Below are 23,820 nucleotides of genomic sequence, written 5' to 3'. Positions count from 1 at the left end.
GACTTAGTTCAACTTGATATTCAGGCTTGTACTTTCACCGGATGGCTAACAACACCTCCGTAAAGCAATCCAAAATCATTCCACGGAACTGTACTTGGTTGTGTGTTACCCAAATTGTCTGTAGCCTTGGCTTGCAGAGAATACTCTCCAGGAACTGGATTCCATTCAATATCCCACCGCACCCATGCAAAGGGAAAATTAGGTTCTCTCAGTCGTGCCAATTGCCAGGTTCTACCGCCATCCAAACTGACTTCCACACGCACAATTTTTCCTTTACCAGACCAAGAACGCCCACGTAGCAGGTAATTCCCCGCTGAAAGCGTAGCTGGCCAAGCTAATTCAAAAGCACTCTTAACATTTTGGTAAGTAATCAGCTTACCTTTATATGGAGAAACAGCCGGATAATCTGGGCCAGTCAGCACCATCTGATCTAGTACCCACTGTGAATATATTGGTGTTTCCGAAACCTCAATGCGCTCAATCCATTTCACATTGGCGTTTCCTGACCAACCAGGAAATATCACCCGACACGGCTGACCATGATCTGGGGGTAGTGCTTCCCCATTCATTGCATAGACAAGGAGCGAGTGATCTGCTGTGGCTTTGGCAATAGGAACTACACTGCTGAACTTAGCCTTTTTTGTCCCTGTTGAGTCCAGCGAGTCTAAATCTGCTCCTTCAACTAGCACATCTCTGGCAGTGGATTTGACTCCAGAGCGCTCTAACAGCAAGCTAAGGGGGACACCAGTCCACTCAGCCACACCAATAGCGCCTAGCCTCCACCGTGTTCCAGAAAGTGGCACATTATAAGCTTCTGCAAAAAATCTCCGCCCATTGGCAGCACACTCAATGGCACTAGTTACCGAGATTGAAGGCATAGCAATGATTTCATCGTATGTAAACTCACAGGGTTTAGTAACACCACTGCCTTCAATTCGCAACCGCCATCTAGATAAATCAAAAGTGGGAGGCGCATGGCGATTATGAACATAAAACCAATGGTTTGGGACTAAATAACCACGTCCATACATTGCTTCCCAGTTCATCTCTAGTGTGCCTTTGCTATGAGAGATGTAACCTGGTGGTAACGGTTTGATGATTTTACTACCCTTGGTTTTAAAAGCAGCGGGGTTGGACAGTTTTGATTTGCTAGACTCAGCGTTAGCAGGTGCAGGTTTAGCCAGTCCTCCAATAGCTCCACCCCCGACCATAGTTGCCAGTATTCGCAGAAAGCGCTGGCGAGAAATACCCACATCTTTGCTTTGTTGCCAGATGTACTCATCAACCCGCGCCTGTACGTAATCCTCTTGGTCAAAGAGGTTTTCATCGCTCAAATTACTACCCCCTAATTCAATGATCATGCTGAGTTGGAAGAAGTAAAGGGGCAGAGGTAAGAAATAAGTTTTACTTACCTAGTCCCCAGTACCTCTAACTGTTCACGGTATATGGAAAACCTCTCTCTAAATCTCTCTCCTGCGAGGAGTGAAGGCAATACAGTTCAGTTAAGGTTTTGATCCCTACTAGTGGACTGACAAGCCTAAAATGGTGTGATAGATATAACTCTTGTAGTGCGGGCATCTTGCCTGTACTGGACGAGCAAGACGCCCATCCTACAAGATGAATGTAATGCAACATTTTAGCTGTGTCAGTCCATAAGTCCCTAAATCACAGTCCAAACACCAGTCATTTCATCTTGAGTGTAGTTAGGTAAATAGTGATCAACTCCATTTTGAGAAATTTCCGAAATTGCCTTGAGGAATCGATGACAATCTTCCAATGTGTTGTAAACAGCAAAGCTAGCTCGGATAATGCTAGGAATATTACGAGTAATGCCCCTTTCTACTTCCTTGGCAATCTCACAGTCTTGCTCATCCGAAATATTTTTGAGTTTGCGAATATATTCGTAAGTGCAGAAAGCTCCGGCTCTAACTCCAATTCCATATTCTTGTGCCAAAATTTCAGCTACTAAGCGTCCATCAAAACCGTGAATATCGAAGGGAATCACATGGGCTAAGTTATCTCCTGGGATATGTACTTGGACACCAGGAATACTCTGAAGCCGTGTGAATGTAAATTCTACTAGATAATGTTCATATTCAGCAATGCGATCGCGCCCCAGGGCTTCGATAATTTCAATTGCTTTGGCTATAGCGATCGCACCCATTGCGTTTGGGGTTCCTGGATCATGTGCCCGTTCTGTATAAAAGCGCTTAATTTCTAGGTTTCTGGTGATATAAGGCAGATTTCCTCCCCCAATTTGATAAGGGTAAGAGCCGTCAAAAAATTCCTTAGGCCCCACCAAAACCCCTGTTCCATAAGGAGCATACATTTTATGCCCAGAGAAAGCCACAAAATCTAAATGACATGGGTCATCATCTGCACGCATATCTACCCGCTCATGCTGGATTAACTGACATACGTCAGCGAACATTTTGGCACCATATCGATGTGCTAAAGCAGCAATTTCATAAATAGGTGGTCTATAACCTGTAATAGTCGAAGCACCTGTAATGGTGATTAATTTAATTTGCTCGGCTTGCGGAAGATGTTGATGTGCCTGGAAAATAGCTTCAATTTCCGCAACACTAACGCTGCCGTCGGGCTGAGTTCGGTATTGAACAACTTTGTCTTTAGTTACCCAAGGCAGCAGGTTGGAAGAATGTTCAATATCAGAGACTAATACTTTACCAGGTCTTGTAGCCCAAAGTGTGGCAGCTCCATTAATTGCTTCTGTTGTATTCTTGGCAAAAATTACATAGTTCTGTGAGGATGACCCGACAAAATCCCGAATCACGTCCCGACTGGCATCATATTCTTGTGTAGTGATGATAGATTTTTGCCCAGAACCTCGATGTACACTGCCATAGGTGTCAAGTTTATCGTCCACATGCTGTTTGAGGCTAGCAAAGGGTGTAGTCGTGGCTCCGTTATCCAAGTTGATGTACTTAATATAATTTCCGTTCCGAGTTCTCACCTGAAAAGATAAAGACTCATTCGTAAATAAAGGTTTAATTTCTTGCTCCCAAAAGCTGTCAAAATTTCCTATGAACAGTGGTGAATAGACGGTTTCTTGCTGCTTGTGTAGGTCTAATGCAAGTACATCAGTCATTTTTATAACCTCTATTTTCGATTGTTAATTTTTTGACAACCCTAACCGCGTCAACCCTTGCTCTAGGGCGACAATCACGATAATTACCACTGAATGACAGTGTTTAATAGCACTTTATTACTGGTTGGGAATTTAGTAATTGTAATGATCTTTTAATAAATAACAAAAAAATGTATCCGCAGATACACTAGTCTTTTAAGAGTTGAAAGTATTATAAAATACCTTGCAATAAATATGTTCAGGAATTTTACGTAAAAAATATTTTTTTTGATAGTAATTATATAAACTTGGTAAACTACAGATAAATTTGTAGTAAAACCCTTTTATTAGCTATACCTGAATCACTAGCTGTAAATATGTTTATCACCAAAAAGCTTGTACTAAATGCTTAGGAATATTTAAGAAATGTTTATTTATATACGTGGGTTAAAAGTTACTTAATTAACAGTATATATTAAATAATTTTACTTAATTGTCAGCTTTTCCTGACTTGTGACATTAGCTTAAATCGTTAGTTTTATACTGTTTCACCCCAGTGATGACCCCAAAGTACAGTTAAATAGTAGACTTTAGTATGAGAATTAATCCAATGTTAAAAATAGCACAGTAAAAAAATTTCCATCAATACATTTTTAATATCTATCTCAGGTGGGTTGTAATCACAATTTAAATATGAGTGTATAAATTGCGTTCAATTAACTAGTAGCACTGGCGATCGCCTTTAAAATTTAGTACATCTGCTTGGTACTCTCCTCTGTGCTACTTTGTCAGTTAATTTTTTTGATTCCCATTGACGATGGCGATCGCTGATTCGGAAGACATAGATAACGCAAGCTGCGACTTGTTCTAATGCAAATATAATATCTAACGAATCAAAACCAATGTACCAGTTAAAATCAAGCCCGTTCCCAATATTACTTGCAGCGTTAGCGGTTCCTTGAGAAAAAGTACCGAAAAAATTAGAACTAAAAGCAAACTAGATTTATCCAAAGGTGCTACTAAAGAAGCTTTCCCGATTTGTAAAGCACGAAAGTAAAATAACCAAGATAAACCCGTTGACAACCCAGAAAAAACGAGAAATAACATAGTTTTTGGGTTAATTGTCAGCAGTGTATCTAGTTGTCCTTTTGCAAAGACCCAACCCCAAACCATGACCAAAATTACAACTGTGCGGATTGCGGTGGCTAAATTGGGGTTAATTGCTTCGACTCCAATCTTGGCAAAAATAGTCGTCAAGGCTGCAAAAAATGCTGATATTAGGGCATAAAAGAGACTATTCGCTTCATTATCTGACATTTATTGTCCTTGATTACATAAGTATTTATTGAGAAATAATATCATTATTTACTATGCATGGATTCTCCACATTCGGCATCATGGTCAGGTACAATTTTTTCCACATCCCACAGTTGGGGAACAGAAAAGCCACTTAACCCCACCAGCAACATACATACCGCACACATCACATATAACAGTGCGATTCCTGCACCAGTACCAGTTCCAAATAATCCCCCAAAGACAGCAAAAAGACTACCGCCTGTACTCAAAGCAAAATTAAGTAGCCATCATGAACGGCTTAATAAATATTGTTTCAAGTAACCTAAGACACTCAACCCCAATAATCCAACTGTCAACCAATCACCGCAACGCACATACAAAGTCTGGGTTTGTCGTCTATATATGATTTCGGCGTGAGTTTCGTAGGTGTTATATCCAGATATCCATAAGGTTCTGCCGTGAGGATCTACAAAGGCTGAATATCCGGTATTAGTCGCCCGGACTGACCATCTATCGGTTTCAATTGCCCGCATCATATCTAAGGCGTGATGCTGGAATGGCATGGAGGGGCTGTAATGGGCATCGTTAGAAGAACTGAGGATAAATTGCCCACCCGCAGCAGCTTGACGACGAAAGATTTCTGGGAAAGCTGAATCGTAGCATATACCTGCGATCGCCTGACCAAATGGCGTGTCAAATATCTGATTTGTGGAACCGGGAACTTGGTGTTCGTTCAGTGGTGATAAGCGCTGAATTATCCCGCCTAAAATGCTTTCAAAGGGAATGTATTCACCTAAGGGTACTAATTTGCTTTTGTCGTAACGACTGAAAACTTCACCTTTCCCTGTGAAGGTAAATAAGCTATTGGTGTAGCTGCGTCCCCGTTCTCCAAAGGCCCCAATCCACGCAACTATGTTTTTTTCTTGTATTGCTGTAACTAAGTTGGTGTTCGGTAAGTCGCGCTGGAAAAAAGGTAGGGCGCCTTCTGGGGTGAGAACTGCTTCTACGCCTTGGTCTACTAAAGTGTAATACCCATCGGTGTAGCCTGCGATCGCTCGTCGCAAACCTTCGGGGATGAGTTTGATTTTGTTGGGGATGTTACCTTGGATGATGCCGACTTTTAAGGCTGTTGCCGCTGGTTGGTCTAGGGGACGTGTGTATAAATAAAAGCCTGTTAGGTGTAAGGTAATTAGTAGTCCTGTGGCGATGGCTAGGTTTTTATTAACTAACCACAGAGGCACAGAGGACGCAGAGGAGTTTTTGCTGTTAATGCAGCCTTCGGCTATTAAGCCGTTGATGGCAACGATGGCGGCTGTAATGGTGTTGGGTCCGGAAATTTGACCGAGGTGTAAAATTACTAGGTTGTGTGGGCTTTGGGTGTAAGCAAGTGAACTCCACCACAAGGGGCCGGCACTCCATAGGCTTTCTAAGCCGCACCAAATGGCTGTACCCATGAGAATACGTAGCCAGGATTTGTGTTGAGTGAGATGCGTCATGCAAGTTGCCCACAGGACAACGAGTAATCCCCCATATAAGCTGACAAATGACCAACAAAATAAAGTGATTGCTAATGCTGGTAGCCAAGGAACGCCTAACCAATCCATTGGATATATGCCAGTAATCCAGGAGAGGGCGACGCCGTGATAACCTATACCCCAGGTGAGGGCAAGCAACTGGGGAGATAATTTTTGGGATTTGGCGGTAATAACTAATACCCAAAGGGGAGCTAAGGCTATCCATGCCAAAAACCATGCGCCAGTGGGGGCTACGGTTAGCCCCATGAAAACGCCACTACCTAAAGAAATTAAGTAAGGGAGTAAGTTTGTTAACTTCTCCCTCTGATTTCTACTCAGCTTCTTCCACATCGACAGTATCGGGAGGAACTATGGCTACACCGTTAATAGCGTCATCTTCATCGAGGCGCTGCACTCTGACGCCAGTTGCCGATCGCGATTGGATGGAAATCGCATTCACTGCCTGACGGATGATAATACCGCGATTGGTTACCATCATGATTTCATCATCATCGTTGTTGACGATGCGGAGGGTGGCTAATTTGTCTTTAGTTTTACGGTTTTTGAATTTGGTAGCCATTAAACCTTGACCGGCACGGTTTTGTAGTCGGAATTGGGCAACTGGTACGCGTTTGCCGTAGCCACCCATTGTAATTACTAATACCCACGGGCCTATACTGCCATGTCCTGGTACTTCTGGGGTTTCTTCTAGATTTTCGCTGTCTTCGGTTTGCTCACCGATGGGGATTTCTATGGCTGGCTCGGCGCTGATGCTATCGATGTCGGCTTCTTCTGTGTTTAAGGTATCAAGAATGGCTGCGGGGAGAATGTCCATACCTACGAGTTCGTCTCCATTCTTCAGTTTCATGGCTCTTACTCCCCGTGTTGCTCTACTTAAAGGACGCAACTGTTCGTGGGTACATCTAAAGTGAATCGCCATCCCTAAGCGAGAACCAATAAGTATGCTGTCCTCGACTCTAGCGCGTCGCACCCACCGCAGTTGGTCGCCTTCTTCTAAGGAAATGGCAATTAAGCCATTGGCACGAATATTACTAAATGCGGCTAATTCGGTTTTCTTAATATTGCCGCCTTTGGTGAGCATGACCAAATATTCTTCTTTGGAAAACTCGTCTACGGGGACAATGGAGGTGATTTTTTCTTCTTTAGGAATTGGCAGCATTTGCACAATGGGTGTACCGCGACTGGTACGGGAACTCACTGGAATTTGATAAGCTTTTAAGCAGTAAACGACGCCGCGATCGCTAAAGAATAAAACACTGTCATGATCGCAGCAAGTTAAGAAATGCTCGATAGTATCATCGTCTTTGACCTTGGCTGCGGCTTTGCCTCTGGTAGCGCGGCTTTGGGCTTCAAAGGTGTTGACAGGCATCCGTTTGATGTAACCTTGCTCTGTCAGGAGAATAATGGCTTTTTCATTGGCAATTAAGTCTCGCTCATCTATTTCCCCTTCTCCTGGTAAAATTACTGTGCGTCGGGGTGTGGCAAAACTAGTTTTGAGGTCGCTAATCTCGGTTTCAATGATTTCGAGTATCCGTTCTCGCCTAGCCAAGATATCTTGCAAGTCGGCAATCTGGGTTTGTAAGTCTTCGTGTTCGTGACGAATTTTATCTGCTTCTAGGGCAGTCAAACGCCGCAATTGCATCTGCAAAATGGCATCGGCTTGTACTTCCGAAAGCCCGTAGGTGGTAATTAATTCACCTTTGGCTGTGGGTGCATCGGGTGCATGGCGAATTAGGGCAATAATTGCATCTAATTGGGATAGAGCAATTAATAATCCCTGTAAAATATGGTCGCGCGCCTCGGCTTTACGGAGTTCGTAGCGGGTACGTCTGGTAATGGCTTCGATGCGGAAATCTAGGAAAACCTCTAAGAATTTTTTGAGGTTGAGAATTTCGGGTTTACCATTCACCAACGCCAACATATTGGCCCCAAAGTTGGCTTGTAGTGGGGTTTGTTTGTAGAGGTTGTTGAGGACTACACGGGGATAGGCATCGCGCTTGAGTTCGATGACGATTCTCATGCCGTCGCGATCGCTTTCGTCCCGGATATCTGCAATTCCTTCTAGCCGCTTTTCGTTCACCATGTCGGCGATTTTTTCAATCAACGCCGCTTTGTTGGTTTGGTAGGGCAATTCGGTAATAATAATTGCGTCTCTATCCGGTCGTCCCCGTTGTTCTACGGTTTCAATGGTGGCTACGCCCCGCATGGTAATGGAACCGCGTCCTGTGGTGTAAGCTTCCCGAATGGCAGATGTTCCCAAAATTTGCGCCCCGGTGGGAAAGTCTGGCCCTTGGATGTACTCCATTAACTCCAGATCTGTGATTTCTGGGTTGTGAATTAGTGCCACTAAGCCATCAATCAATTCACCTAAGTTGTGGGGCGGAATATTTGTTGCCATCCCCACGGCAATCCCCGAAGAACCATTCAGCAGCAATTGGGGGATGCGTGATGGTAAAACTGTCGGTTCTTGTTGGGAACCGTCAAAGTTATCGATAAAGTCTACGGTTTCTGATTCGATGTCTTGCAGTAGGGACAGACTGGTTAAAGCTTGCAAGCGACATTCTGTGTATCGCATTGCCGCTGGTGGATCATTGTCCACTGAACCGAAGTTACCATGCCCGTTAATCAGTGGCGATCGCATGGAAAAATCCTGTGCCATCCGCACCAGGGCATCATACACTGCTGTATCGCCGTGGGGGTGATACTTACCCAATACTTCCCCCACCACACGGGCGCATTTCCGAAACGGGCGATCGTGAAGCAGACCCAACTCGTGCATGGCGTAGAGGATGCGACGATGCACAGGTTTCAGACCATCCCTGGCATCTGGCAGCGCCCGACCCACAATAACACTCATGGCGTATTCCAGATAAGACTGGGACATTTCGTTCCGCAGATCCGTCGGGATAATCCTCTCCTGTGAGGTTGTCATAACCTAAAAAACTCCAAAAAATGTAGATTTTAACCCTTACAGTTGTCCAAGCGCCAAATTATTCTCAATTAATATCGAATAATTGCCATATTTTGCTACAATTCTAACATATACTTTTCTGGATAGCCGATAAAGTAACTGGCTCAAAAATCAAAATTTAAAATTTAAATATAAAGACACTATATTTATTTATACATCAAGCATTTTCAACGTAAATTCCGACTTTATTTATGATATTTAAATCATGAGATTATTTGATTATTTAAGTATATTTAAATAACACTATCGAAAAAATATCTTATTTTGTATTTTTGACATCAAAAACTTCATTCAAATGTCTAAATATTGAAGATTTTTGGTATATTTTAGTGAGAAAATCATTTAAAATTACTCTATTTAAAAAATATTTTTCAGGAAAACTAAATAAAAAAATTTATATTGTGTCTGCAAATTGGTGAAAAAATCAACTATTTTCTGTCATCCATAATTAGACGTGGGAAAAGCTGTCTAGAAACATAAATTTAAGCCCCAAGATAGTGTATGTCTTACCATACTATGTCTTAGGCTAGGGGATATAAGTTAAAGGCAAGATTCATGAATAAGGAAAAAGTTCCCAACCAAGCCGAAAAAGCGCAACCAGAAAATGAAGCATCTCAATTAAGTCCTGAGGTACGGGACATGATTAAACATCCGCCGAAAATGGATGATGTCATCCGAGAACAATCGCCAGCAGAACGTAGGGGTAACCCAGCTTTAGTACCGGAAATGCTCGAACAACCAATCGATGAAACACTTGCAAGCAACGATGAGTAGGAGTATCGCTAATTACGAAGCATCATGGCAGTAGCGATAAAATAACTTTTATGATCCTGCTGCTAACTTTTTTTGCTTTATGCTACCAGTCATATATACCGATGAGTTTCTAGATCACCAAACTGGAAGGTACCACCCAGAGAAGCCAGAACGCTTGACAGCAATCGTCAAGGCCCTCAAAGCAGCGGATTTTGCAGAAAAAATTGTTTGGCGATCGCCTACTCCCGTTGCAGAAAAGCGATCGCTCATGCCTATGCTGGTAAAAGCGCATACTCAAGCTTACATCAACAAAGTCCAGGAAATTGCCGTAACTGGTGGTGGTTATTTAGATGGTGATACTCCCATTTCTCCCCGCAGTTATGATGTGGCATTGTTAGCATTGAGTGCTTGGTTAGATGGAGTTGATACCGTGATCGCCACAGCAAATCCCGCCTTTGTGTTAGCACGTCCACCAGGACATCATGCTGAACGTGATGCGGGGATGGGTTTTTGCTTATTTTCTAATGCGGCCATCGCCGCTTTATATGCCCTAGAACAATCCGAAATTAACCGCGTCGCTATTCTAGATTGGGATGTGCATCACGGCAATGGCACCCAGGCGATCGTCGAAACTCATCCCCACATTGCCTACTGTTCTCTACATCAGTACCCCTGCTATCCTGGTACTGGCAAAGCTTCTGAACGTGGTGTTTATGAGAATGTCTTAAATTTACCTCTACCTCCTGGTAGTGACATCACTGTATATCAACCACTATTAGAAAGCAAAGTAGTCCCATTTTTAGCCACATTTCAGGCAGATTTACTGATTATCAGTGCGGGTTACGATGCCAATGCCAACGATCCTTTGGCAAGTATCAATTTACAGCCAGAAGATTATGCCTTATTCACTGATTCATGTTTAGAGTTAACTCGTAAAATTCTCTTTGGATTGGAAGGGGGGTATGATTTTTCCACCCTTTCCCAATCTGTATTAGCCACAATTGAGCGCTGTTTAGTGTAATGGGTAATTAGTAATATTCAGATTACTTACTAAAAAAGCCCACTTATCTGCTGCTTCTTCAATAATTTTCGCCGTCGGTTTACCCGCACCATGTCCCGCTTTCGTCTCAATTCTAATTAACACTGGTGCATCACCAACGTGATTAGCTTGCAAAGCCGCCGCAAATTTGAAACTATGAGCCGGAACCACGCGATCGTCATGATCGGCTGTGGTAATTAAAGTTGCAGGGTAAGCTGTCTCTGGTTTGAGGTTATGCAATGGTGAATAAGCATAAAGTGACGGAAATTCTTCTGGGTTATCCGCCGAACCATATTCAGGAACCCAGGCCCAGCCAATAGTAAATTTATGGAATCGCAACATATCCATCACACCCACGGCGGGTAAAGCTGCACCGAATAAATCAGGACGCTGAGTCATACATGCACCTACCAATAAACCACCGTTACTACCACCTGCGATCGCTAACTTTTTGGGTTGGGTATACTTGTTAGCAATTAACCACTCAGCCGCAGCAATAAAGTCATCAAAAACATTCTGCTTTTTCTCCTTCATTCCAGCTTGATGCCATTCTTCGCCATACTCCCCACCACCTCGTATATTCGGCATAGCATAGACACCACCCATTTCCATCCATACCAACATACTCACAGAAAAGCCAGGAGTCATTGAGGCATTAAAACCACCATAAGCATAGAGATAGGTGGGATTATTTCCATCTAATTGAATACCTTTTTTGTGAGTAATAAACATGGGCACTTGAGTACCATCTTTACTACTATAAAAGATTTGTTTTGTCTCATAATCATTAGGATTAAAATCTACCTGTGGCTGGCGAAAAAGTTCACTTTTACCCGTTACCATGTTGTAGCGATAAATAGTACCTGGGATTGTGAAACTCGTAAAACTATAAAAAGTTTCAATATCATCACGTTTGCCACCAAAGCCACCTGCTGAACCAAGTCTGGGTAATTCTACTTCACGAACAAATGCCCCATTGATGTCAAAAATTTTGATTTGAGTATGAGCATCTTGGAGATAATCAACAACAAATTGATTATTGAGAATGTTGGCACTTTCTAAAGTTGATGCAGATTGCAGAATGATTTCTTGCCAATTTGCTTGAGCAGGGTTTTTAGTATCAATGGCAATTAATTTGCCTCGGGGAGCATTTAAATCTGTACGAAAATAAAAAACACTATCATCATGGTCAATAAAACTATAATTAGCTTCAAACTGATTAATTAGTTCTATGACTTTGGTATGAGGATTAGTTAAATCTTTGTAGAAAACTAAATTTTTAGCCTCAGTTCCCAGCCAAACCGAAATAATCAGATAACTTCCATCTTCAGTGACATCACCACTAAAACCCCATTCTTTTTGGTCATCTCGATGGTAAATTAATATATCTTCTGATTGGGGATTACCTAATTGATGATAATAGAGTTTTTGATAATAATTGACATCTTCTAATTTGGTTTTTTCATTTGGTTCATCATAACGACTGTAGAAAAAACCTTGATTATCATGTGTCCAAGATGCACCAGAAAATTTAATCCACTTGAGATGATCTTGTAGGTCTTCCCCAGTTTCCACATCACGAACTTTCCACTCTTGCCAGTCAGAACCAGATGTCGATAGTCCGTATGCTAACAGTTTGCCATTATCACTAATGGCTAACCCTGAAAGGGCAATAGTACCATCAGATGAAAGTTTATTAGGGTCAAGTAAAACTCTTGGTTCAGCATCAAGAGTTTTTAAAGTGTAGAGAACACTTTGATTTTGCAGTCCATCATTTTTGAAATAAAAGTAGTTATTGCCTTCTCTAAATGGAATACCATATTTTTCATAATCCCACAGTTTAGTCAAGCGTTGCTTAATTTCTTTCCTAACAGAAATTTCGTTCAAGTAATCAAAAGTAACTTTATTTTGTGCCTCAATCCAACTTCTGGTTTCTTCTGAGTCTGGGTTTTCTAACCAACGGTAAGGATCTGTAACTAAAGTACCGTGGTAGTTATCAACTTGATTACTTTTGCGGGTAATTGGGTAGGACATAATGCTCAAAAAATAACCTAAGTAAATTTACACAGAATAGTTATTGTGTATGTTGTATTTATATTTTGTAATACACGCTAGCTGAGGATTCGGTTAAAAATACCTTTTTACATCCTACAAAAATATTGTTTTCTGTGTAGTCCAGAGTTTTGCAGGACTTACGTAACCAACCACGTAATTTCGTCATTGCGACCGTACGGTAAAGCCCTAACGGGCATGGATGGCTGCGCTTACCGCGTAGCGTGCCGGAGGCTCTAGCAATCTCAAAGCCTTGGTTTTCATAGTGAGTGCGTAAGTCCTATTTTGGTCAAACAAAAGTTTCAATGGTGATGAGATTTTGATCGCTCATCACAAGACAAGGTTAATTTTGCTTCTATTACCAAATTTATCAAGCATTTACTAGTTTCTCTCCTTTCAACATCCGCACGGCGGCTTCCAGTAAAGCTTCTTCTAAATATGGCTTGGTAAAGTAACCACTAGCACCGAGTTGAATTGCCATTTGTCTATGTTTGTCGGCACCCCGTGAGGTGAGCATCGCGATGGGTAGGTGGTTGAGGTTAGAGTCTTTTTGGATGCGAGAAAGTAATTCTAGTCCGTCGCAACGGGGCATTTCAATGTCGCAAAATACGATATCGCAAGGTAGACCAGAACGCAGTTTATCCCAAGCTTCTTGCCCATCACGCGCCTGTTCAACGCGATAACCCGCTTTGTTAAATGTCAGTGACAGTAACTCTCGAACAGTAATGGAGTCATCGACAATCAACACTGTCGGATCAATTTTCTCTACAGGAATTTCTGGCGCATTGAAATCATCATGTTGTTGCCAAGAAGTACCAGTACCGTGTTTAGAAATCCGTCCTTGGAAGATGTCGATGATCTCCAGTACATCAGCTATCGGCATAACGCGCCCATCACCTAGAACTGTAGCACCAGCAACACCAATGGGTTTGGGTGCGGGACTTTCAAATTGTTTAATTACTATTTCTTGTTCACTGAGTACCAAGTCGATTTGTAAGGCAATTAATGTATTTCCCGATCGCACTACTACAACTGATACCATATCATCATCTCGGTTGCCGCCATAAACATTACCGCGACTCAACTGACGATTAAAGGTTAAAAGTTCTTTCAACGGTCTAAAAGGCAGTACTGTATCGCGCCAGGAAATATAAGATTGCCCATCGGCATTATGCTGGATACTTTTGACTGGTATATCTAAGGTATCTTCCACACCGTCCATCGGGAAGGCAATTCGCGCTTTATCAGAAACACAGCAAAGTGCTTTACAAATACTCAAGGTCAATGGCAGCCTAATGGTAAAGGTAGTGCCCTTGCCAATAGTGGAATCTGTGTTGACTATGCCGCGAATTTCACTAATTTCCGACCGCACGACATCCATCCCGACACCGCGGCCAGAAATTTCATCGGCTTGGTCTTTGATACTAAAACCAGGTTGGAATAGCAGGTCATAGACTTCCATGCGCGAAATGGATTTAGCCTGGGCTGCTGTAATCATACCTATCTGAGTTGCTTTAGCTTTGACTCGTTCTGGATCGATACCTGCGCCGTCATCTCCCACGGAAATAACTGTTTGGTTACCTTGGTGGAAGGCGCGGATGGTAATGTAACCTTCGGGTTGTTTACCTGCTGCTTGTCTGATTTCTGGGGTTTCAATGCCGTGGGCGATCGCATTATTCAACATGTGGGTCAACGGGTCAGTAAGATGATCTAAAATCATCTTGTCAATCAAGGTATCTCCACCTTCAATTACCAACTCTACTTGTTTGCCATACTTGATGGCATTGTCACGCACTCCTCGTCGCAAGCGATCAATTGCTTGAGAAAAAGGTACCATTCTGGCGCGTGTTAATCCCTCTTGTAACTGAGTAGTCACTTGGCGGAACTGGCGCGCTACTCTTTCGGTTTCTTCAGTAACAAAATCAATGTCACTCGCTGACTCACGCACCCTGACAATAAATTCAATCATTTCTTGGGACAGGGTGTGGAAAGGGGTAAACCGATCCATTTCTAACTCACTAAAACCTCTATCTGTGTCAGCATTAGATTCATCAACATCGAAGCTAATTTCTGGTGTGACTTTAGTTTCTTGATTTTTGCGACTGGCGAGAAGAGAGGCTTCTAAGAGCGATCGCTCATATAATTCTTGCATCCTTGCGCCTACATCTGAAAGATGTTGCACCTGAATTAGCAAGTTATCTAGCGATTGTCGTAGTCGTTCGTGATCTTGTTCTAAGGTGTTGCGATTTACAACTAATTCCCCAACTAAATTACTCATATCATCCAGTTGCTTAACTGGCACCTTCATTGTTTCTTCAAATCTGGCAGTACGACGAGTAGAGGTACGGGGAATCTTGGTTGTATGAGGTTTACTTGCTGATGAGTGGGATATGGTCTGGTCTGCTTCTGCCAGTAGTTTCTCTAAATCACTAAATTCATCATTGATATCTGCTGATGAAATAGTATTGCTGGTACTTTGGTTGGTAGTTGGTCGAATTTGTGGGGTGGTGTAGGATTGCTGGCTACTAGATGTTGTTGCCTCTTCATCATCATTATCCGCACTCAGTAAAGCTTCTAGGGCGGCAAAATCTTCTTCCAGCATCGAACTAGCATGAGAAGTTACATCTCCTTCGGCTTCTAGTAATGCTTCTAATTCAGCAAATTCATCTTGGATATAAGTATCTGTGTTGCTGTGTGGGCTAGCTTCTTCTGGATAAACTGTTGTTGTTTCTGATTCAGGAAGAACAAAGGTAGTATTTTCATTCTCAGATATTTGAACTGTGTTCAACAGTTCGTCTGATAAATTTTCTGCATTTTCTATTAACTCTTCAGTCGTTGTGGCGAATAAATCATCATCTTCAGTAGCTGTTGATGTTATCTCTGCTTCTTCTTCAAATAACTCATTTTCTATTAACTCTTCAGTTGCTGTGGCGAATAAATCATCATCTTCAGTAGCTGTTGATGTTATCTCTGCTTCTTCTTCAAATAACTCATTTTCTATTAACTCTTCAGTTGCTGTGGCAAATAAATCATCGTCTTCAGTATCTGCTATTTCATCTACTATTATGTTTGCAACATCAACTGCATTTATAGAATGAGAATCAACATTAATATCTAACAACTCTATTTCAGGTTGTAATTGTTGTAAGTCTAAATTTTCTGGTAAACTTATATGTGAATTTATTTCTGATGTAAATAATCTTTCGTCTTCTATAAGATTATCATCAATATCCAATTGAATATAAGTTGAATAATCTGTAGGAGCTATCTCTGATAATGATAGTTGTGAATTATCAGCTTCATTTTCATCGAGACTATCGAACAAATCAATGTCTAAATCCCCAAAGCTATCGGGAGAATCTACGCCAGATGTCTCTACTGGCTGGTTAGTAAATTCTGGGATTGAATCTAGAGCTTCTGGTGCTTGAGAAAAGCCGGAAATTTCTTGTAAAGACAATTCATCATCATCAACGGCAGCTGAAATTGAATTGAATGCTGTTAAATCTGCAAATAAATCATCTCCATTACCAGTATCCAATGAAAATATCTCATCTTGTTGATGGGAAGTGAGATCATCTTCTTCAGCATCAAAACTAATGAGCGGTGAAGAAATAGACTCTTGAGGATCAGGGTTACCAAAAATTTCACCAGAAGCCGCAGCTGCAAATAAACTTTCTTCTAAGGCTTTTGCTACATCCTGTTCAAATAAAGGATCATCTATTTCTGGTTGTTGTGTTTCAATTTCCTGATTCCAGAAGTCATTTAAATCGCCGTCAGTGTGAGAAAATTCTGGTTCTATTGCAGGTGGTTCATCAAATAAATCACTAATTTCTGATTCATCAATAGACAGTTTGCTATTTTCTACTACATCATCAAACAAACCATCTAAACTTAAGATATCTGATTGAATTATATTAGGGTTTTCGTCTGTATAATCATTCAGAGAAATCTCGTCACCAAGATTGCTATTTTCTATTTCTGAGAATAAATCTTCAGAATTTTTTTCTGGTTTCGTTGGTGCTTCTGTTTGCTGATTTACTTCATCTGTAGGTAGTAATTCATTTTCATCCAATGCTAAAGCTAATAAATTGCTGACCAACTCCTTTCCTGGCATCTCCTGTGGCAACTGCTTTGATTCGCTAGAAGCCAGAGAATTTTGGGAATTTTGCAAGTATGGATGCTCTTTTTCTAAGAAGTTGTTGCCAAATAATAAATTTAAATCTTCTGTTGTCGTTAAGCTGATTTGCAGTTCCTCATTACTGTTATTTTCATCAAAGGAAAGAAAATCAGCTAAATCGTTATCGACATCTTCAATATCACTATCACTAATATCTACTCCCAATTCACTGGCGGAGGTGATATCTAAAATTTCTTCTTGTTGCCAAGTTTCATCTAGTTCTGGAGTTTCACCTTCAAATAAATCGGCCAGGGTATTTAATTCAGCTAATCCTACTTCTGGGCCGTTTTGATCAATATTTATATTGGTAATATTAACGTCTTCGTGATCACCAAAGAATAAATCTGTAGTTTCAGAGTTTTCTGTTATTGCTGGAATACCCTGACCTAACCATAGCTCTGAGATTTCAGTTAGGCTATTAACGCTGTCTGTTGGCTGTAAAATCGGGGGTAATTCACTGGTAACATTATCTGTAGTCCCAGAATATACTTCATCTAATGTCGGTTCTGCTACCGCCATCGGTTGGGTATCAAACAAATCTTCATCTGGCGACAACTCCAGTTCTTGCAAGTCTAAAAGTGTTGATAATTGCTGACTAGTAACAATTTCTGCTTCTCTACCTTGGAGAACTAATTCTTGGGCTTGTTTGATTTCAGTAATGACGATTTTAGCTAAGGTGAGATAGGTATTGTCGGGATTAGCGATCGCATTGGCAGCTGCTCGACATAAACTACACCAATGAGGCAAATTCCATGTCTGGCCTAGTCTGACTAACTGCTGACAACATTGCTGAAGATTGGCCCGAGATTCGGGTGTTGTCTTTTGTTTGAACAGTTGCAACATTTCCCGTAGTGCTTGTAGCACTTGGGTTTGAAATTCTTCCCAATGATCATGTGCTGCAATGAGTGGTGAATGTTCTTCCTGAGATGTTCCAGAGAAAGTTGCTGCTGTTGATGTCTGTTCGCTGTCTTCTTCCAGATTGGGAATGTCTCGCCGCAGGAACAGTTCGGTGAGTGTGTTGACGCTATCACCAGGGTTAATTTCTGTTGTGCTAGCATCGCTGGCTACTCCATTATTTCCCTGTTGTACCAGGAGTTCTAAATGCTCATTCAGCCATTTAAAAACTGGCTCAGTTTCTGACATCAGAGTGTTAGCAGCCTCTTCAGATAGACCAAAGGGCCCACTTAAATGCTCCAATAGTACTTTTAGGGTATCAGAAACACCTAGAAATAAAGATTCTAACTTTTGGTCAACCTGAACCGGATGCTCTTTGAGAACTTTAAAAGAATCTTCCAAGCGGTGGGAGGTGTGCTGGATGCTACTTAATCCCAGCATGGCTGCTCCCCCTTTGATCGAGTGAGCCGCCCGGAAAACTTCGTTGACCATTTCCGGGTCGTTTAGGGTGTCTTGGAGATTTAATAACCCCTGCTCAATCGTATTCAGATGGTCTCTGGCTTCTTCAATGAAGTAACCTAAAATCCGCTGTTGTTGTTCCGGCAGCATAATAAAAGTTCTCAGTCCTGGGTTCTAAGTTATGAGTAGTCAACAGCCATTTAGCAATGACTAATGACCAATGACTAATGACTAATTAATTACCTAGATTCAAGGGTTTCCACGCGGAAACGCTCAACGGAGGAAATCAAGTCGCGGGAAACACCTACTAACAGTTGTAGGGCACCGGAAACTCGTTGAGCTTCCTGGGAAGTTTCTTGGGCTGTGAGTTCCACTGATTGCATTACGTGAGCTACAGCACGGGAGGTTTCCGTCTGTTCTACTGTGTCGCTGGTAATTGAACCTACGAGAGTGTCGATGCGATTCGCTACTTGAATAATATTTTCGAGCGATCGCTTGGCCTCTTCTGCCAGTTTTGTGCCTTTAATTACCTGTTGGGTGCCTTCTTCCATTGCGGTCATTACTGAGCCTGTTTCACTTTGGATTTGCATCACAATCTGCTCAATTTCCTTTAAAGATTTGGCAGATTTATCTGCTAACTGGCGCACTTCATCCGCTACAATGGCAAACCCACGTCCGGCTTCTCCGGCTCTTGCAGCTTCAATACTGGCATTGAGTGCTAGCAAGTTGGTGCGGGAGGCAATCTGAGAAATCAAGGCGACAATCTTAGAAATTTCTTGGGAAGATTCCGCTAGGCGTTTTACCTTACGGGTAGTTTCCGCTACAGTTTCCCGAATTTCTAAAATCCCTGCCACAGTGTTTTCCACTGCTTCCCCGCCTTTGAGGGCGATGGCGCTGGCATCACGGGCCACAGTTTCGGCTTCTCTTGCGGCTTCTGCTACCCGTTGAATTGAATCGGTCATCACCTGTACGGAATTTAACGTCACTCCTAACTCTTCCGCTTGGCGGAGGGCATCACTAGATAAAGCCCTAGCGAATGTTTCGGAGTTGGTTGCACCTTTTGTTACCTCCTTGGCAGCTACTTTTACTTGTTGAACGATATCCCGTAGGTTTTGAATGGTCAAGTTAAAGGCATCAGCCACAGCTCCTAGTACGTCTGCTGTCACCTCGGCTTGGACTGTCAAATCTCCCCTAGCAGCACCTTCCACATCATCCAATAGGCGAATCACTTGGCGTTGCAGGTTTTCTTTGGCTTCTTCTTGTTCATCGGCTTTACGTTGGGCTTCATGGGTAGTTGTAAAAATTACCCTCGCCATTTCATTAAAGCCTGTGGCTAACCGCCCCAATTCATCTTCGGAATACACCGTGGCTTGCACATTCAGATTACCTTGGCGAACGGCATCAAACTGCGCCTGCAAATCCTTGGTGGTGCGACGAATTTGTTTGAGTGTCAGACTGCCCATAAAGGCTGCTGTTCCAAAGCTAGCAAGACCCGCGGCTAGTGACATCGACCAACCCGTGTTCCGTACTGATTCCCGTTGTTCGGGTGGAGAAAAGCTGGTAGTTGCGAAGCTGACTGTTGCTACTACTAAAGCTGAAAAAACACCCACAGTACCAGCGACAAACCAGGGCTTCATATCCAAAGGAGCATTTTCTAAAGGTGCTAACCAGCCTTGTTCGACGCTGACGTTGGGTTCTAGCTTCGACGCATCAGTTTGGCTAAAAATAGGAACTGCATCTTGGGTGCCAGTATGGGAACCTGTAATGGAAAACAGTTCATCATCGCGATCATTAGTGCCATTATTGGGGTTAGGCTCTTCAACTTTATGCTGTGGAATGCCACTAGTTTCTAGTGAACCAGAAAGCATTGTCACATCACCAAAGCTAGAATCGGCGTCTGCTAGCTCAAACCCAGGAATATTACCTAAATCATCAAATTCGTCAAAATCATCTAAAAATTCGATATTACTCTGAGAATTACCTTTACTTTGAATGCTGTTTGTCTCTTCATCAGCCGTGGTGCCATCCGAGCCAAAGGCCGATTCAAAGGCTTCAAAATCAAAACCTTCATCACTATCCAAGCTATCAGTATCTGCCGCTGCATCAGTTTGCATCTGCTGATAGTCACGGGAGGAATTACTATTTAAATATGAAGATGCTTCAGAAAGGTTTTCAACAACTTCTATTTTCTCTAACCAATTACTTGGATCAGATTGCAGTAAATGATCTTGAGAATTATTTTTCAAGTTATCGGTTTCTGCTGCACCATTTTTAAAATGGTCTTTATCCAAAAATAATGTTTCATCTTCCTGAATGTTTGCTGTTACTGGAAAAGTATCTATATTTGGCGTTTGTTGCCTTTGATCATCCAAACGCTCAGGGATAGTTTCTAAATTAATTTCTGGAGGAAAATCAACTTCGGCAAAAGGTGTATCAACATTATTATTGTCTATTAGCAAATTGTCTGTATCTGATAAATCACGGCTACTTTCTAGTCCGTCTTCCTGCCAAAACATGGGTAATTCTAATTCAACTTGTTCATTACCCTTGTCAGCATTCAATTCTGACTCGGTTGGATGGGAATTTATAGCAAAAGGATCTTCACTAAAAGGTGTTGTGACGTCTGGTATTTCATTTAATGCATCACTTGCTGCCAATATATCAAAGGGATTGCTTAAAGATGGCTCTTCTACAGCGTCACTGTATTGAGACTCTTCTAAGGAATTGAAATCAAAACTATTACTATCTAAATTAGTAAACTGCCCCAAATCTTCTAAATCTGATGTACCAGTTTCCAGATCATCAGACATGCTGGCAAAATTTATTGGCTCTGGCTGATAATTTTCTTCAGTCCCCATATCTGGCTCTAGTGGCTGTTGGTCTTGATTGATGTTTTCCAATCCATTATTAGCAAAATCAATAATTTCTACATCATCAGACAACTGCAAAACTTTTTGATACTCTTGCTGGGCAACATCATATTGCTGCAAAACATAATAGATGTGGCCCCGTAACAAATGGCAATTGGGGTCATCCGGTACATTTTGTACCACTTCATCTACTAAAGTGGCGGCAACTTCATAGTTTTGTTGTGCATAAGCTGTACAAGCCTGCTTATAAGTTTCTAGATATTCATTTATACTTGCTGCCATTTGCTCCCTCCCAATTTCATCCTGCCCACCTTGCACTCCGCAAAATTGCCGTTTGATCAAGCAGTCTTAAACACTGATTATTTTTAGCACTTAATAACCACTCTCCACGCAAAAAGGGAGCCATCGTATCTGGTAGATTAGTTGGTGGCATCAAATGCTGTACATCCAGCCAGTCCATACCACCGATTTCGTCTACTGCCAAACCCACTATGGTGTCTTGCTCTTCAATGGCAATCACCGAAATTTCTGCTTTGTCCGTATTTAACGCAGTTGCTTCGCCCAGAAATTGACCCAAGTCTGCCACCCAAATTACTCGACCTCGTAAATTTAGAGTACCCAAAAGTAAAGGAGAAGCATTAGGAATCGGGGTGATTCTATCAGGACTTAGTTCCATAACCTCGCGAATCCCAGTTGCTGGTAAGGCAAACTCCTGTTGCGAAGGAATGTAAAACCGCAAATGTAATTCACCTTCGGGACTTTCTACTTGTAATTCAGGACGAAAGTTATCTTGACCACCACCACTTAAAAAGTCCGGTTTACTGACCATATTATTTTCATCCTTATCCTCGCAGCAGTTGTTTGACTGTTCCCACCAACTCGGTTGGTTGAAATGGTTTGGCTATGTACGCATCCGCACCTTGCTTCATCCCCCAGTAACGGTCGAATTCTTCACCTTTAGAAGAACACATGACCACAGGAACGTTTTGGGTTTTGGGGTCGGACTTTAACCGCCGACATACTTCGTAGCCGTTCATCCGGGGCATGACAATATCTAATACCACTAAATCGGGAGGGGTAGTTTGAATTGCCTCCAATGCTTCTACGCCATCACTGGCGTGAGTGACCATTAAACCACTGGCTTTCAGGAGGTCTGTAATCATCTCCCGTTGTGCGATACTGTCTTCCACAATCAGAACTGTACTCATAAATGCCTATCTACCTCCTGATGTAGACGTTCCGTTTTGGAACATTCCCTGATCCCCCGCAAATAGTTAGTGTATAAATTAATTTTATTGTTTCACTAATGTACTAGATAATAACCTGGCACTTGAATTAGCTGGTTCTGTGATAACACCTTTTACTCGACTTTTAGGGAATCAATAAGTCTCGTATTTGATTTGTGTTCCTAGACAAGACTGTGGGTTCATATATTTTTCTAAGAGCATCAGTAACTCAGTATCGCCAAAAGGCTTTGTTAAGTAATCAGTAGCTCCAACCATTCTTGCCCTGACTCGATCAATAAATTGATCTTTACCAGTTAGCATGATAATCGGTATATTTTGAAATGCGGTGGAATGCCGTAACATGGCACAAATTTCGTAACCATCCAATTCCGGCATGGCAATATCACACAAGATTAAATCTGGCTGGAGTTGAAAAATGAGACTAATGGCTTCTAAGGGATTATTCAAGGCGATCGCTTGATATCCTTTGGGCTTTAAGATAGACTCTACAGTCTCACAGATAGTTTTAGTATCGTCAATACATACTACTCGCACCCCGTGCTTTCCATCCACTTCTATATCCTGTGTACATGTGGGTGTATTACTAGTAGCTGAATATACTAGCTGCAACCAACCTTGTTGTACATATGGATATATGGCCTTAGCAACTGTCAAAATATCTCGGTTGAGATGACGCGCTAGTTGACGCAGGGAAGTTTTACCATCTGCCCAATGCTGTAGCTTATTAATGGTTACCGTGGGAAGTGAAGATTTTAATTGAACTATATCAGCTAGCATCGGCAATTGTTCAGACGACTGAATATGCGGATAAAGCTGTTTCCATTCCTGAATTTGCTGTGTAATTTTGTATATTAAAGGGGCAATTGCCAAGCTAGTTAATTGTGGAGTCAGCGTTGTACCTTGCCGGAAAATAAAACTACCTTGGTGTAAACTCAGCAAATCAAAAAGCATTTCACAGACCAAGTTGTGGATGATACTATGAGCTACTTGAGGCTTGATGATGTTTCGCTCTAAGAGGGCCCAGAGATAGCCATACTCTGGTGCGTTCTGACCACCTAGAGAGGCAAGTTGTCTTTCATCAAGCTTGGACTCAATACGGTAATAACGTAAGTAATCATCAATGCGTGACAAATTACTTTCACCTTGTTGGCAGTAAATAATTTGACCGTTGAGAAAGAAGACGAACCAAAATTGTTTGGGATAATTCCCGGAATGCTGATATTTAGCTGTATCGTGGTTTGTTAGCCTGTCACTATTGAGTCCGACTTCTACTAAAAGTTGCCCAGTTCGCTGTCCTAACTCAATCAATTGCAGGATACTGCGAATATCAATTTCATTTAAATTTCCCTGCATTTAGCTTGAAAGCTCTCCTTGTAATTCCGTTTACATTCTCTATTAATTTTGCTCATTAATTTTTTTCTGTTTTTAGCAGACGA

Annotated in this window: 14 protein-coding genes; 2 read left to right on the top strand and 12 right to left on the bottom strand. The window is 41.9% G+C overall.

Annotated elements, in window-relative coordinates; all coding sequences use genetic code 11:
* Positions 1 to 20: 20 nt before the first annotated feature.
* From ACM0OT_RS02300 to gyrA, 6 genes are all read right to left on the bottom strand, one after another.
* Entirely contained in the window at positions 21 to 1,361 is a 1,341-nt protein-coding gene (locus ACM0OT_RS02300; protein WP_414562386.1) for a sulfite oxidase, read from the bottom strand.
* 299 nt (positions 1,362 to 1,660) lie between these two features.
* The gene (locus ACM0OT_RS02295; RefSeq protein WP_414562384.1) at positions 1,661 to 3,109 is read right to left on the bottom strand and encodes an aminotransferase class V-fold PLP-dependent enzyme; all 1,449 of its coding nucleotides are present in this window, start codon (positions 3,107 to 3,109) and stop codon (positions 1,661 to 1,663) included.
* 864 nt (positions 3,110 to 3,973) lie between these two features.
* Positions 3,974 to 4,405: an EamA family transporter gene (locus tag ACM0OT_RS02290; RefSeq protein WP_414562383.1), complete on the bottom strand. Its 432-nt coding sequence runs from the start codon at positions 4,403 to 4,405 to the stop codon at positions 3,974 to 3,976.
* Between the two features lie 44 nt (positions 4,406 to 4,449).
* Complete coding sequence (locus ACM0OT_RS02285; RefSeq protein WP_414562382.1) at positions 4,450 to 4,656, bottom strand: hypothetical protein; 207 nt, start codon at positions 4,654 to 4,656, stop codon at positions 4,450 to 4,452.
* A gap of 18 nt (positions 4,657 to 4,674) precedes the next feature.
* Positions 4,675 to 6,252: an apolipoprotein N-acyltransferase gene (gene lnt, locus ACM0OT_RS02280; RefSeq protein WP_414562381.1), complete on the bottom strand. Its 1,578-nt coding sequence runs from the start codon at positions 6,250 to 6,252 to the stop codon at positions 4,675 to 4,677.
* On the bottom strand, positions 6,233 to 8,854 hold the full coding sequence (gene gyrA / locus ACM0OT_RS02275) for a DNA topoisomerase (ATP-hydrolyzing) subunit A (RefSeq protein WP_414562379.1): 2,622 nt from the start codon (positions 8,852 to 8,854) through the stop codon (positions 6,233 to 6,235). The genes lnt and gyrA overlap by 20 nt, the downstream gene beginning before the upstream one ends.
* 594 nt (positions 8,855 to 9,448) lie before the next feature.
* Between gyrA and ACM0OT_RS02270 the strand changes: the two genes are divergently transcribed.
* Positions 9,449 to 9,667, top strand: a complete 219-nt coding sequence (locus tag ACM0OT_RS02270; RefSeq protein WP_414562377.1) for a hypothetical protein — start codon at positions 9,449 to 9,451, stop codon at positions 9,665 to 9,667.
* 79 nt (positions 9,668 to 9,746) lie between these two features.
* Positions 9,747 to 10,667, top strand: coding sequence for a histone deacetylase family protein (locus tag ACM0OT_RS02265; RefSeq protein ID WP_414562375.1), 921 nt, complete (start codon positions 9,747 to 9,749; stop codon positions 10,665 to 10,667).
* Here ACM0OT_RS02265 and ACM0OT_RS02260 read toward each other — a convergent pair.
* The 6 genes from ACM0OT_RS02260 to ACM0OT_RS02235 all read right to left on the bottom strand — a co-directional run bounded on the left by ACM0OT_RS02260 (position 10,659) and on the right by ACM0OT_RS02235 (position 23,737).
* Positions 10,659 to 12,719, bottom strand: coding sequence for a prolyl oligopeptidase family serine peptidase (locus tag ACM0OT_RS02260; RefSeq protein WP_414562374.1), 2,061 nt, complete (start codon positions 12,717 to 12,719; stop codon positions 10,659 to 10,661). The genes ACM0OT_RS02265 and ACM0OT_RS02260 overlap by 9 nt on opposite strands.
* A 388-nt stretch (positions 12,720 to 13,107) precedes the next feature.
* Positions 13,108 to 18,417, bottom strand: coding sequence for a response regulator (locus ACM0OT_RS02255; RefSeq protein ID WP_414562372.1), 5,310 nt, complete (start codon positions 18,415 to 18,417; stop codon positions 13,108 to 13,110).
* Positions 18,418 to 18,506: 89 nt separating this feature from the next.
* Positions 18,507 to 21,419, bottom strand: coding sequence for a methyl-accepting chemotaxis protein (locus tag ACM0OT_RS02250; RefSeq protein ID WP_414562370.1), 2,913 nt, complete (start codon positions 21,417 to 21,419; stop codon positions 18,507 to 18,509).
* A 16-nt stretch (positions 21,420 to 21,435) separates the two neighbouring features.
* A complete protein-coding gene (locus ACM0OT_RS02245) occupies positions 21,436 to 21,966 on the bottom strand; it encodes a chemotaxis protein CheW (protein WP_414541317.1) in 531 nt (176 codons plus the stop codon).
* A 13-nt stretch (positions 21,967 to 21,979) separates the two neighbouring features.
* On the bottom strand, positions 21,980 to 22,345 hold the full coding sequence (locus tag ACM0OT_RS02240; protein WP_414541316.1) for a response regulator transcription factor: 366 nt from the start codon (positions 22,343 to 22,345) through the stop codon (positions 21,980 to 21,982).
* A 171-nt stretch (positions 22,346 to 22,516) separates the two neighbouring features.
* Positions 22,517 to 23,737, bottom strand: a complete 1,221-nt coding sequence (locus ACM0OT_RS02235) for a response regulator (protein ID WP_414562368.1) — start codon at positions 23,735 to 23,737, stop codon at positions 22,517 to 22,519.
* Between the last annotated feature and the right edge of the window lie 83 nt (positions 23,738 to 23,820).

The sequence above is a fragment of the Anabaena sp. CCY 9613 genome, from assembly GCF_963920895.1.
In the GTDB taxonomy this organism is placed as follows: Bacteria; Cyanobacteriota; Cyanobacteriia; order Cyanobacteriales; family Nostocaceae; genus Cyanocohniella.
The sequence above is the reverse complement of the archived record's forward strand: the minus strand, read 5'-3'. Positions and strand labels throughout refer to the sequence as shown.

Coding starts and splice junctions, on each gene's coding strand:
- ACM0OT_RS02235 (WP_414562368.1), bottom strand. CDS start 23,737: ATGCAGGGAAATTTAAATGAAATTGATATTCGCAGTATCCTGCAATTG.
- ACM0OT_RS02270 (WP_414562377.1), top strand. CDS start 9,449: ATGAATAAGGAAAAAGTTCCCAACCAAGCCGAAAAAGCGCAACCAGAA.
- ACM0OT_RS02250 (WP_414562370.1), bottom strand. CDS start 21,419: ATGGCAGCAAGTATAAATGAATATCTAGAAACTTATAAGCAGGCTTGT.
- ACM0OT_RS02245 (WP_414541317.1), bottom strand. CDS start 21,966: ATGGTCAGTAAACCGGACTTTTTAAGTGGTGGTGGTCAAGATAACTTT.
- ACM0OT_RS02240 (WP_414541316.1), bottom strand. CDS start 22,345: ATGAGTACAGTTCTGATTGTGGAAGACAGTATCGCACAACGGGAGATG.
- ACM0OT_RS02300 (WP_414562386.1), bottom strand. CDS start 1,361: ATGATCATTGAATTAGGGGGTAGTAATTTGAGCGATGAAAACCTCTTT.
- lnt (WP_414562381.1), bottom strand. CDS start 6,252: ATGTGGAAGAAGCTGAGTAGAAATCAGAGGGAGAAGTTAACAAACTTA.
- ACM0OT_RS02255 (WP_414562372.1), bottom strand. CDS start 18,417: ATGCTGCCGGAACAACAACAGCGGATTTTAGGTTACTTCATTGAAGAA.
- ACM0OT_RS02290 (WP_414562383.1), bottom strand. CDS start 4,405: ATGTCAGATAATGAAGCGAATAGTCTCTTTTATGCCCTAATATCAGCA.
- ACM0OT_RS02295 (WP_414562384.1), bottom strand. CDS start 3,109: ATGACTGATGTACTTGCATTAGACCTACACAAGCAGCAAGAAACCGTC.
- ACM0OT_RS02265 (WP_414562375.1), top strand. CDS start 9,747: ATGCTACCAGTCATATATACCGATGAGTTTCTAGATCACCAAACTGGA.
- gyrA (WP_414562379.1), bottom strand. CDS start 8,854: ATGACAACCTCACAGGAGAGGATTATCCCGACGGATCTGCGGAACGAA.
- ACM0OT_RS02260 (WP_414562374.1), bottom strand. CDS start 12,719: ATGTCCTACCCAATTACCCGCAAAAGTAATCAAGTTGATAACTACCAC.